Genomic DNA, 12,300 nt, shown 5'->3' with positions numbered 1-12,300 from the left:
AACCAATGCAATACAATGAGATAAATTTTCGGCAGTTTTGCCAGCCGCGCCTGCGCCCTGCTACGGCGCCCGCTTTTCGTGCAGCTTCATCCGATCACAAAGGGATGATGCGCCTTCGCCAGATACTCACGGCACAGGCGCAGGCTCTCTTGTTCCCATTCATTGCCAAGGCTTTGCGCCATTTCCGTGGTGGCATGCGATCCGCGCCAGGCCAGCAACTGAATCCGCCGCTGAATAATCAGTGTCGGGATCACCGCCAGATCGGCATCACTCACGTGACAAATACGTGCGTAACCTTCCAGCCAGTGGCGGACCCACGCCTGCGCCCGCGGATGATGTTCAACAAAACTGATCGCCGCCGCCGCATCATGCAGATACCAGCCCATACCGCAGTCATCAAAATCGATCACCCGGGTTTCACCTTTGTGCAACAGTAAATTCGTCAGGCGCAGATCGGCGTGGATCAGCCCGTAGCGCTGTGCACTCTTGCCGTAACTTTTCAGCACGCTGCCGGTGTGCGCCAGCGTCTCTTCAATCAGCGGGATCCCGGCCGCCGTCATGCCCGGCGCATCCTGCCAGCGGCCCCAGTGACCGTGCGGGCCGACCATGGTATCGCTGTCCCAGATAATACGGCGAAACCCGGCCGGATGCGGCCACTGACGGCTGTGCTGATGCAGGCGCGCAGTCACTTCCCCCAACTGAGCAAACGCCTGCGGATCCACATCCGTGGTTGGCATTTCGCCCTCAATCCAGCGAAAAATCACCACATTGCGGTTTTCAGTTTCGCTCACCGCGACAGTTTGCACAGCGGTACCATCCCGCCCTTTTACTGCCTCAGGCACCTGAATCTCGCTTTCACGCAGCGCATCCAGCCACGCCAGTTCACTCTCTATTTCATCCCGCTGGTGATAGCCCCCGCGGTGAACACGCAGTGCATAACGTTCGCCGTCGGGGCAGCGCAGTAAAAAAGTGGCATTTTCCGACCGGCAGATCAGCGAAAGATGCCCTTGCAGATCAGGGGAATAGCGGCGCAATGCTTCTGTTGCCAGCAGATTCAGGCTGGTGTCATCGAGCGTGTCAGATTGTTTTGCAGTCATCAGGTTCCACTCCGTACCGGTTAAATCAAATCGATATTGCGGATAGCCAGAATGGAAGGGGCGCGTTTTCGTCGCTTGACTCAGGAACAGCAAATGTTGACCGCAAAACACGCGTGACGCGCTGACGGCGAAAAGTTGACTGCAACGCACAGCAGTCAGCGCGCTGAGGTCAAGTTTTACCGCTTTCCCCGGCGCATTATCAAATCACCTTCCGCCGTCATGGCATTTTTTTGCACACCGGCAGTGACGTTGAAACCGCCTGTCAGGAGATGACTCTCATGTTGAAAACCAATGCGTTTGATGCCGCCAGCAGCGGCAATATTTCAGCCGACAATATGGCGATGATAGAACGCCGCCGTCGTTTGCTGGGCCCGGCTTACCAGTTGTTCTACAAGAATCCAGTGCATCTGGTGCGCGGCGAAGGCGTGTGGGTGTATGACGCTGATGGCCGCCGTTATCTCGACGTCTACAACAACGTGCCTTCCGTTGGCCATTGCCATCCTCATGTGCTGGAAGCGCTGGTGCGTCAGGCATCCACGCTGAACACGCACACCCGTTATCTGCATGAAAATGTCCTGAACTTCGCCGAAAAACTGGTGGGCACCATGCCCGCTGAGCTGAGCCAGGTAATGTTCACCTGCACGGGCAGCGAATCTAACGATCTGGCGCTGCGTATCGCCGAAGATTTTACCGGCGGCACCGGCGTTATCGTCACCGAATTCAGTTATCACGGCATGACCAAAGCGATTGCCGGGCTATCGGCCTCGATGGGGCCATACGTTAAAGTGAACGGTGATGCGCGGGTGATTCCGGCACCGGTTCACCACCCGGCTAACCCGGCTGAAGTTGGCAAGCGCTTTGCCAACGACATCCGTGCCGCACTGGCGGATATGGATCGCCATGGCATCAAACCGGCTGCCCTGATGATCGACACCTTCTTCACCAGCGACGGCGGTTTCTTCGATCCGGCCGGTTTTCTGAAAGAAGCCATCGACGTTATTCACGAAGCCGGGGCGTTGTATATCGCCGACGAAGTCCAGCCGGGCTATGGCCGTTCCGGCGAACATATGTGGGGCTTCCAGCGCCACGGCGTGTTGCCAGATATCGTGACGCTCGGCAAACCGATGGGTAACGGACACCCGATGGCGGGCATCACTATTCAGCCGCACATCCTGGAACGCTTCGGCAGTGAATCGAGCTATTTCAATACCTTCGGCGGCAATACCGTGTCTTCTGCGGTCGGGCTGGCGGTGCTGGAAGTCATCGAGCAGGAAAATCTGATTGCCAGTGTCGGGCTGGCGGGTAAAGCCATTCTTGACGGCATCAACGCACTCTCTCAACGCTTCCCGGCGATTGGCAGCGTGCGTGGCGCAGGACTGTTCGTCAGCGTCGATTTCGTCAACGAAAACGGCGGGCCGGATTCCGTTACCGCGCTGGCGGTGGTCAACGCACTGCGCGAAGAAGGCGTGCTGATTGGCGCCTCCGGCCCGCATGCCAACATTTTGAAGATCCGCCCGCCGCTGGTCTTTACCGCAGAACACAGCCAGATCCTGGTCAATGCACTGGAAAACGTTCTGAGCAAGATGTTCTGACTGAAGCGGGTTACAAACGGAAAGGGCGCAAAATCTGCGCCCTTGAAGTTGATAAACGGATAATGGCTTACAACGCGAAACGTGATTGCGGCCAAAGCCAGGCAGCGCCGCGTACGCCGCTCGAATCACCGTGTACGGCTTTGAGGATCGGCGTTTCACATTCCCCGCCAAACACCCATTGTTTAATCAGCAGCGGCACCGTCTGATACAAACGATCCACGTTACTCATGCCGCCCCCAAAAACAATCACGTCCGGGTCGAGGATATTCACCACGTTCGCCAGCGCCTTGGCCAGACGACGCTCATAACGCCCGAGCGCCTGTTCTGCAGTTTCATCGCCCTGCTCCACCAGCGCAATAATCTCTGCGCCTTTGAGCCGCTGACCGGACAAACGAAAATAGTCTTCTGCAAAACCGGTGCCGGAAACAAAGGTCTCGACGCAGCCTGATTTCCCGCAGTAACACGGGACTTCACGGGCAAACTGCATTTCTTCTTCATCCTGCCACGGCAGCGGGTTATGCCCCCATTCCCCCGCATTGCCGTTGCCGCCCGCATGCGCCGCACCGTGAAGCGCCACACCGGAACCGCAACCGGTACCGATTATCACGGCAAATACGGTGTGACGGCCCGCGCCCGCGCCGTCAGTGGCTTCTGACACCGCCAGGCAATTGGCATCGTTGGCAATATGCACTTCGCGTTTTAACAGCAGCGCCAGATCCTCATCCAGCTGTTGTCCGTTCAGCCAGACCGAGTTGGAATTTTTCACCTTACCGGTAAATGGCGACAAGGTGCCGGGGATCCCCAGCCCCACGCTGCCACGTTGACCTGTGGCTTTTTCGGCGTCCAGCACCAGCCCTTCAATCGCTTTGAGCGTACGTTCGTAGTCATTTCTCGGCGTATCGACCCGTTTGCGAAACAGCTCTTTACCTTCATCAGATAACGCAATGACTTCTATTTTTGTGCCGCCTAAATCAATGCCAATTCGCACGTGTTGCTCTCCTTTTACACTTTGCAGGGTCAGTTTTTTTGAGTTTATTCAGTTTAGAAGCCAGACGCGACTGTCACCAGAATAAGCTGTTATGCAATGTTACAGGGTGCGGCGATTTCTTAACGACGGCTGACGCTCAATTGGTTATCATGCCGCCCTGCATTCATTTATTCAGCGTACCACGAGTGCGCCGGGACAGGGATAACGCCATGTTATGGTTTAAAAATTTGTTAGTTTACCGTTTGAGCCGTGAAGTTTCGTTATCTGCTGACGAAATGGAAAAACAGCTCAGTGCTTTCACCTTTACCCCGTGCGGCAGCCAGGACATGTCGAAAACCGGCTGGGTCTCACCGATGGGTTCCCACGGCGGCGACGCGCTGACGCATGTCAACGGTGGTCAGATCCTGATCTGCGCCCGTAAAGAAGAAAAAATCCTGCCTTCTCCGGTGATTAAACAGGAGTTACAGGCCAAAATTGAGCAGCTCGAAGGTGAACAACACCGCAAGCTGAAAAAGACTGAAAAAGATTCCCTGAAAGATGAAGTGCTGCACAGCCTGATGCCACGCGCCTTCAGCCGGTTCAGCCAGACATTCATGTGGATTGATACCGTTAACGGCCTGATCATGGTTGACGCCGCCAGCGCCAAGAAAGCCGAAGACATGCTGGCGCTGCTGCGTAAAAGCCTCGGTTCGCTGCCAGTGGTGCCGCTGACCATGGAAAGCCCGATCGAACTGACGCTGACCGAATGGGTGCGTTCCGGCGATACCCCCGCCGGTTTTACGCTGCAGGACGAAGCCGAGCTGAAAGCGATCCTGGAGGAAGGCGGCGTGATCCGCTGTAAGAAACAGGTGCTGGTCAGCGATGAAATCGCCACGCATATCGAGAACGGCAAACTGGTGACTAAGCTGGCGGTTGACTGGCAGGAACGTATCGCCGTGGTGCTGGCGGACGACGGCAGCATTAAGCGCCTGAAATTCAGCGACGTCATTCGTGATCAAAACGAAGATATCGACCGCGAAGACTTCGCTGGGCGTTTCGATGCAGATTTCGTGCTGATGACCGGTGAACTGGCAGCGCTGATCCAGAACCTGATCGAGGCATTAGGCGGCGAAGCGCAACGCTAAGACCGGATGCAAAACGTAAAAAAGGCGCTCATGAGCGCCTTTTCTGTGTCTGAAGAAGTTATTTAGTCAGATACTTACAGAGGTATGAGGTGGTTTCGCCGACCTGTAAGTTGAATTCACTTTTACCCGGAATGTAGAACGTCTCGCCTGGCTTAAATACCTGCCAGTCCGGTGATCCCGGGATCAACACTTTCAGTGAACCGCTGATCACCGTCATTTCTTCCGGCTTTGCAGTGCCGAAAGTATATTCACCGACGGCCATCACGCCAACACTGGCTGAACCCGTGCTTTCGCTGTCAAAACCAATCGACTTTACTTTCCCGTCAAAATACTCATTATTTTTCAACATAGATTGGCCCTTTGCGATAAATTTCAGAGCCTTCATATTAGGGGCAGAAAGCGCCTTCTGTCACTGATTATTACCGCTTTATCCGCACGAGACGACACCGCCCGCAAAGCGGTAGCGCTGATTTGATTTTACGGCCGCACAGTGCCATTGTGGGTAGCTGTTCGCCCCTCAGTCATACCTCAAACCACCAGTTCCGCCGCCAGTTTTGCCATCAGTACATTCGGTAACAGCACCGGAATATTCAGATATTTTTTCAGCACATCGAGGTGATGGCGGTTAAAACCGATGCAATCAAGCACCACGACTTCCGCACCCTGTTCAGCCAGATGCATCGCCGCGTCCGTCAGCGCCTGATCGTCAGAAAGATAAGGGCTGGCAACAGCAAAACAGGGCGCTTTGGCTAATTTTCGCCATTTGTTCGCCTGCTCAACCACCTGTGATTCAACCGGCACCACAATCCCCGCACGATGCTGACCGACTATTGAGGCGATCAACGGTGGAATAATGCGGTCAGGCTCCAGCAGCAGCGCATTGTTAGCATGCAGATGATGAAATTCGCCGGTGCAAAGCAGCAGAATGGTCATGCAACCCAGGGCTTCCAGTACGTCGATTTTTTCCTGTAATCCGCTTTCCACGCGGTGCGCAGCCATCGTAACCTGCGAACCATCCAGCAGGCGGGTGACCAGTACAGCGTCGCCCTCAGCAGCCGCATAACGCTGCTCTATTTGCTCCCTGCTTAACCCGTCGAGTAAGCCCACATGGGTGACTGACCCGGCCGGCAGATGTTCCATCAGCAGCGGCATAATGTCGCTGCGTGGTGCCTGTCCGATTGTTAACGTCGCAAGGGATGTCATCATCGTGTTACTTCCGGTTTTGCAGGTGACGCAAGCTTCCGTACAGCGACAACAGGAGTTGATATTCATCGGCATCAAAGAACTGACAAGTGCCGCGGCCAAACTCTTTCGCCACTTCAACAGCAAATTTTGCCGCCAGTGCGATATCCACTTCATGACTTGCCCCGGTGCCACAGCCCGGCACAACAGATTCCGCCGTAATAGCCACACCGACCACCGGCACGGTCGTCGCCGTTGACGGTTGCAGAATACTGTTCAGATGATGCACACCGTTGCCGTAAGGCGTGATGTCCTGCGTGGTAATCGGAAAAGTGACCGCCGGTTTGCCGCTGGTCATTTCCATGATGCGCAGCAAATCTTCAGAAACACGCAGGATGTAACCCTCTTTCACCGTCGGTGAAATGGCATAACCCTTGTGATTGATGATGCGGTTGCCTTTGGTGGTGTCGATAGACAGGATCGCGTCCACGCCGTCCACCACTTCGTTGTCGTTCATGGTCACGTCATCAATCGGCGAATCCATAAAATCGACCGGATCATGCGGACGGGTCGGTGCGTTCGGGCAAATGTGGGTGGTGATAATCACATCACCGTCGAGCACATCGCCCTTGCGCTGCATATCAGCCAGTTTAAGTGCGCTGGTGACAGCGGCAATCGCACCATCGCCATCAGAGACCAGACCGATACGCGTCGGACGCGCGCCAATCCCGCCCAGACGACCGATAATCCCAAGCGTGGGTGCCGTGCCACCACTGCTTTTACCCTGACTGCCCGGCACAGTGATACGCACAAAATCAGTGCCACCTTTCGGGCCGTCAGCGCGGTGTGTGCTGGCGGTAATCCCCGGATAACGGGCGAACAAGTCCACAATGTCCTGACCGCTGACGTGGGCGCTGTCAATCAGTTCGAATACCGTTAATGTCTGTTGCAAACTCATCACTCAGTCCTCTTAAAACATCGCGACCGGCGTATTTCACGCAGTAGCCAAAACGGTCGCGGGTGCTGTTCATCGTGGAACAGTCAGGTGTTTAATGCTGGCTGAACATCAGCCCTGGTGTTGGTGCGGTACTCACTACTTTTTGGCACTGAAGATCGACGTGAAGAAACTGTAAAGCGCGTCACCGGCAATAAAACCTGCCGCCAGCACTTCCATTGGCGTACGCCCTTTTTCACCCCAGATCCGGATAATGATAATGCGCAGCACGATGCCGCAGACCACGGCCCATCCGGCCATCACGCTGTTGATCAGCAAACCGGTCGCCAGCAGTACGCCAAGCTGGCGTTTCGGTCCGCCAATCAGCTGAATCAATGCGCCCGGAATCGCCCAGATCAGCAGGCTGTGTGCAATGCCCGGCTGAGCACCGGCCTGAATGGTTTTGGCATAAACCCGCGCCACCGGCGGCACTAAATCCTGGGAGAAGTAACCGTAATGGGCGTACCACACCACCGGAATGGCGATGACAAATGCCAGCAATGCGGCGAATAACTGGATGCGGCGGCCGTAAAGTTCAGCCTGCAAATCTTTGCCATAACCGCGCAAAATAAATCCGGCTTTCAGATCAAAACCCATATCAGCAAATGCCGGACCGGTAGCGGCGGTAAAGCCCGTCAGGACGCATAACGCCAGGGGTGGGAAACCAATCAGAATACCGATAATTAAGGTAATCAGCGCCACGGCAAAGGCAGGGAACCAGCCGGAGTGCATCGCGGCAATCCCGACAATCAGCTCGTGAAAGAAGGCGGCAAAGGCGGCGTAAATCACGAACGCAATCAGCATGCTGACTGACATTTCACTGTACAGGCCGCCCGCCAGCGCCAGCAGTGCCGCGATGGCGATATAACCGAATGCGCCCAGCCCGAGTGCTTTACGCACCTCTTTCGCCGGTTGGGTAAAGGTCGTTTTGGCGTCGGCATGTTTAGCACGCACCACCTGAATCACCTGCAGCAGCGACACCAGCCCCGCGCCGACCATCATGCCGTGAGGAATATACAGCGCGTTGAGGTCCAGCCCGGCGACCGGCTGCGCATAAGCGCGGATCAGCAAGCCAATACCAAACATGCTGAGCGCCCAGATATTGCCGATAAACGCCGTGCCGAAAGCCGCCATCGGGATTTTCAGCATCGCTCCAGCCACACCAACAACTACACCCGCGACCAGCAGCCAGGCCTGACGCCCGCCGTTATCACCGGCTTTAATCGCTTCAGCCGCCGCAACACCGGGTGGCCAGGCATTGCTGGCAGGAAACACTTTGGTGTCGAACAGGCGATAAAGCAGGTAGGCATCGAGCAACATCGCTGCGGCCACACCGGTAAACATCGGCATGATCAGTTGCGGCTGGCCCATGACATAAGGAATAGCGATCGGCATCAGCAAACTGTTTGCCGCACCAAAGGTCGCAGATGAAATGACGGTTTGCGCCAGATTCTGCGTATGAACAGAACGGTAGCGGTAAAAAGCCTGCATCGGAATGCGTGCCAGTAACATGGCAAACAGCGCGCCTATAATCGAGGTATTCGGCGTAACGCCTAAAGTAGTAATCAGCTGGACACCGATGATTGCGCCTAAAACAGACAACAGAATCATCACGATGAGAGTGCCAATATCCTTTAGCGGATTCTCCTTATTATTCTTTGCAGGTTGATCTGACATAAGGCCCCTGGTGTTGAGCAAGTATTTCACATAGCAAATAATCCGGGTCCGTTATTCGTCATTATCCTGACGGCTGCTACATGGCCGTTTTAGATAAATGCCAATACTCATCACCCAATTTTTCGGCAATTTGCCGGGTTACGGCAATCAGCCCTTCTTTTATTCCTTCCGGAATTTCTTTCCCCTGCGCCGGCGAAGGGAAAGATAAACATAATCCAACGGTTTCATTACGGTGCTTATTAAAAATACTGGTGGCTAAGGTACTTATTCCCAGCAACGTTTCGTTGTTGGCAAATGACACCCCCGTCAGGCGGACATCGGCCAGCCTGGCTAACAAAACCTCCTTGCTCTCAGGCGAATTAGCAGAATTCGCCTGATATTTTCCGCTAAACCGCGCCAGAACCTGATCATCGGTATAGCGCGAAAGGATCGCGCGCCCGATAGCCGTTTCGTGCGCGGGCAAAAGGCTTCCGGCCGGAGTAACCACTTGCAGATACGTTCTGCCGGGAAACATGCGCATCACCATAATGTCGCGCCCTTCCAGCATCGAGATATAACCCGTGCATTGCGTCAGCTGACTGAGTTGCGTCATATACGGCGACGCTAAATCCACCAGCGGGGCCGACAAATAATGGCTGGAGACGGCCAGTAATAATTTTCCGATGCGGTACAGACGGCTGTCCGGGTCACGTTCCAGCAGCCCTTGCGTTTCCATCGTCATCAGCAGACGGGACACCGTACTTTTCGGTAATTTTAAATTTTCGACCACATCACTGAATGACAAACCGGGATGCCCCTGACTAATCCCCTGTTTTGAAAATAATTTCAGTACCGCAGCCGCATTTTCTAATGTGGTCATAAAGGAGTGAGTTCCGGTATATGGAACAAGGTTCCTGTTAAGTTAAATAAAAACTAAAGCTGATACGTGTCAGCGTCAAGTCGTTTATTTTTCACGCACAACACGTCAGGCAAATGAATATGCTTAAAGGAATTCTTAAATAGATGAAATTAAGAGTCAGGCAAGTTAAATGCCGAGTATTAATGAGGTGACGGACGTAAAACTCAGCAGATTATCGTGATTAAATATTGCGCAAAATATACAGGGCGATGGAGGCTTCAATGAGGATGATGGTGATCGACAGGAGGGCAGGCATCACCTTGGCATGCTGATTAAAAAACGACATCAGGGACTTCATCATGGGTTCCATTGTTAGAGGTTAAAGTAATCACCTGAGTTATTATGTTACGCCCACATATACATCAGTACAATACTTAAGCATACGTGATCCCCCTCACATGACATGGCCCGTTTTGTTTACACCGGTTCCTGATTCAAGCTTGAGTCACAACGTGCTGACATAAAAAAACGAGCCACCCGGGCTCGTTTTGTCAGGAGATGAGCGGAATTCAGCGCGCCATCGGCAACGCCAGTGCATCCAAAATCAGATTCACGACAGTCTGCGGCTCCTGAGTTCCGTCGACCACATGATGGGCGGACTCCTGATAAAGCGCTTCGCGCTCATTCAGGACTTCTGTCATTTCTTCAGCGATCGGCTTGCCCGTCAGCGTCGGGCGCTGATCTTCCAGTGGTGCATCTTCCAGACGGTTTGCCAGGGTAGATGCAGGGGAACGCAGATAAATGACCGTACCATTTTCACCCATAAAATCGCGATTTTCCTGGGACAGCACCACGCCTCCCCCTGTGGCAACCACGGTCAGTGGCGAGGAAATGGCTTTTAGTGTCTCAGTTTCACGACGGCGGAAACCTTCCCAGCCTTCGCGCTCAACAATATCTGCCACGCTGAGACCAGAAGCGCACAGTAACGCCAGATCGGTATCGACAAATTTGTAGCCCAGTGCTTTCGCCAGAGCGCTGCCAACCGTCGTTTTACCTGCACCGCGTGCGCCGACCATGAAAATGGTTTGTGTCATTACCGCTATCCTTTATTCCCCGGGAGCCGTTAGCCCGCCTGATGAAAATCCATCATCAATATGAAGTGTGAGTGTCAGAAGTGGGTCATTGCACTGCCCTGCCGATGTACTCGCCAGATAGTACAACAAAAAAGCCTCACTGGCAGATTTTTGTCACCTGCCGGTGAAGCTTCTGTAGCGTTTTATTTACGCCGTTCAGGGCATCATACTGAAAAATCCTTGCTGCGCAATGGCCTGCAATAAGCTTTGCGAGCTCTATCCCCTAAGTGGCTGTATCAGCGAGGTTTACAGATATACACGAGTGCGGGCGGAAAATTCTTCACTACCCGGATTTTTTTCCAGGTGAAGTAACGTGATAACAATTTCTCTGACAGCTGGCTGTACTGGAATAAAACCAGCACGCCGTCTTTATCTTTCAGCTGTTGCCGTGTGGTCTGCAGAATCCTGATGCTGGTACGCAAAGGCATCGACAGCAGCGGCAGGCAGGAAAACACGGCGTCATACTGCGTGCTCATGTGCTCGGCAGAATGCGCCATCACCTGCAAACGACTATCTTTCATCTGATTAAGCTTACGCACAAACGCGGGCTGTATTTCAAAAGCCTCAAGCCTGGCATCTGCCCGCATACGGCTCAGGATGCGGCGGGTCAGAACACCGTCGGCCGCGCCCAGTTCGGCGATAGCCAGCGATGTTGTCCAGTCAATCTGGCTGAGCATCGCATGGCACAACCACGGCGACGAGGGCATCAGCGTCCCCATCGTGCGTGGTGAACTAATAAAATTCTGCAAATAAAAAAACTGATTCTGAATCGAAATCCCGGTGTTCTTAATCGTCATTCTTGCGGCATTTAACATTCAAACGTCCTCCTGGGGATATAGACCCTTATATCATCTTTAAATTCTTAAGAAATGATTAATAAGGGAATAAATCGCCTGAAAGGTTCATATAAAATAAATTACATGGGATGATTCTCAAAATAAATGTGATAAGAAGCGTGATACAGGGAATAGAAAAGGCCAATGTCAGGTGACATTGGCCTTCTCAACTTCATATAACGTCATTGAAACTAATAAGAATCAGACGAATTAAACGACTCGTTTAAAACACCAGATTTTTATTTATACAATTCAACGCTTGCCCGGGTCAGACTTGAATCCCCCGGTGTGTCTGCACCGATCACACGGTAGTGATTTGCACCTTTATCTGAGGCAATCTGGTTCAGCTGGTCATGCAAGCTGCCCGGAACCGTATTCGGCGCGCTCACAGACACAGTGCCCAATGACTGGTAATTACCACTTTGCGCCTGCATTTCTGTAATAGGCGTTGCAGCCAGGGCTGAGAATGAAGCAACAGTAATAGCAACAGCTGTAATTGCAGGTAACAGTTTCATATTACGCACCTTTCTTTCGTTAGTTTCGTTAATTAATGGGGCGGAAGCAATCCGTTGAATTAATTATCGGCGAATCAATGAAAGCGGACGTAATCGAATGTAAAGAAATTCAACCATTGTGGTAAAAATAAGGAGACAACGAAAGTAATCTTTTCAGTCACTCTAACTGCCGCAGAAATAGAGATATTTAATGGAGAAAGTATGGAGAGTTTTCAAAGTTATTTATAACCCGCACAACTTTTGCACAAATCGACGCCGGCATGCAATCACTGTTATGATTATTTTGTATGAATTTTCTGTTGCTGTGATCGCCTGCACTGTCAG

Annotated in this window: 12 protein-coding genes; 2 read left to right on the top strand and 10 right to left on the bottom strand. The window is 53.0% G+C overall.

Annotated elements, in window-relative coordinates; all coding sequences use genetic code 11:
* Positions 1-86 precede the first annotated feature (86 nt).
* The gene (locus ABIC79_RS11175; protein ID WP_354567148.1) at positions 87-1,097 is read right to left on the bottom strand and encodes a phosphotransferase enzyme family protein; all 1,011 of its coding nucleotides are present in this window, start codon (positions 1,095-1,097) and stop codon (positions 87-89) included.
* Positions 1,098-1,375: 278 nt separating this feature from the next.
* Between ABIC79_RS11175 and ABIC79_RS11170 the strand changes: the two genes are divergently transcribed.
* Positions 1,376-2,689 carry an aspartate aminotransferase family protein gene (locus ABIC79_RS11170; RefSeq protein ID WP_354567146.1) on the top strand — a complete coding sequence of 438 codons (1,314 nt, stop codon included), beginning with the start codon at positions 1,376-1,378 and terminating at the stop codon, positions 2,687-2,689.
* A 67-nt stretch (positions 2,690-2,756) separates the two neighbouring features.
* On the opposite strand, the gene mak is transcribed toward ABIC79_RS11170, so the two are convergent.
* Entirely contained in the window at positions 2,757-3,677 is a 921-nt protein-coding gene (gene mak / locus ABIC79_RS11165) for a fructokinase (RefSeq protein WP_013576686.1), read from the bottom strand.
* 209 nt (positions 3,678-3,886) lie between these two features.
* Between mak and rdgC the strand changes: the two genes are divergently transcribed.
* Entirely contained in the window at positions 3,887-4,801 is a 915-nt protein-coding gene (gene rdgC, locus ABIC79_RS11160) for a recombination-associated protein RdgC (RefSeq protein WP_112151734.1), read from the top strand.
* Between the two features lie 58 nt (positions 4,802-4,859).
* Here rdgC and ppnP read toward each other — a convergent pair whose 3' ends face one another.
* From ppnP to ABIC79_RS11120, 8 genes are all read right to left on the bottom strand, one after another.
* On the bottom strand, positions 4,860-5,150 hold the full coding sequence (ppnP, locus tag ABIC79_RS11155; protein WP_013576688.1) for a pyrimidine/purine nucleoside phosphorylase: 291 nt from the start codon (positions 5,148-5,150) through the stop codon (positions 4,860-4,862).
* Between the two features lie 179 nt (positions 5,151-5,329).
* Positions 5,330-6,007: an AroM family protein gene (locus ABIC79_RS11150; protein WP_037036786.1), complete on the bottom strand. Its 678-nt coding sequence runs from the start codon at positions 6,005-6,007 to the stop codon at positions 5,330-5,332.
* A gap of 4 nt (positions 6,008-6,011) precedes the next feature.
* Entirely contained in the window at positions 6,012-6,941 is a 930-nt protein-coding gene (locus ABIC79_RS11145; RefSeq protein ID WP_112151735.1) for a DUF1177 domain-containing protein, read from the bottom strand.
* A gap of 135 nt (positions 6,942-7,076) precedes the next feature.
* On the bottom strand, positions 7,077-8,654 hold the full coding sequence (locus ABIC79_RS11140) for an OPT/YSL family transporter (protein WP_241916988.1): 1,578 nt from the start codon (positions 8,652-8,654) through the stop codon (positions 7,077-7,079).
* 76 nt (positions 8,655-8,730) lie between these two features.
* Entirely contained in the window at positions 8,731-9,513 is a 783-nt protein-coding gene (locus tag ABIC79_RS11135; RefSeq protein WP_037036780.1) for an IclR family transcriptional regulator, read from the bottom strand.
* 548 nt (positions 9,514-10,061) lie between these two features.
* Entirely contained in the window at positions 10,062-10,586 is a 525-nt protein-coding gene (gene aroL / locus ABIC79_RS11130; RefSeq protein WP_013576694.1) for a shikimate kinase AroL, read from the bottom strand.
* 275 nt (positions 10,587-10,861) lie between these two features.
* Complete coding sequence (locus tag ABIC79_RS11125; protein ID WP_013576695.1) at positions 10,862-11,440, bottom strand: class I SAM-dependent methyltransferase; 579 nt, start codon at positions 11,438-11,440, stop codon at positions 10,862-10,864.
* Between the two features lie 260 nt (positions 11,441-11,700).
* Positions 11,701-11,976, bottom strand: a complete 276-nt coding sequence (locus ABIC79_RS11120; protein ID WP_013576696.1) for a YdgH/BhsA/McbA family protein — start codon at positions 11,974-11,976, stop codon at positions 11,701-11,703.
* Positions 11,977-12,300: the final 324 nt, after the last annotated feature.

The sequence above is a fragment of the Rahnella sp. 2050 genome, assembly GCF_040544515.1.
Taxonomy (GTDB): domain Bacteria; phylum Pseudomonadota; class Gammaproteobacteria; order Enterobacterales; family Enterobacteriaceae; genus Rahnella; species Rahnella aceris.
The sequence above is the reverse complement of the archived record's forward strand: the minus strand, read 5'-3'. Positions and strand labels throughout refer to the sequence as shown.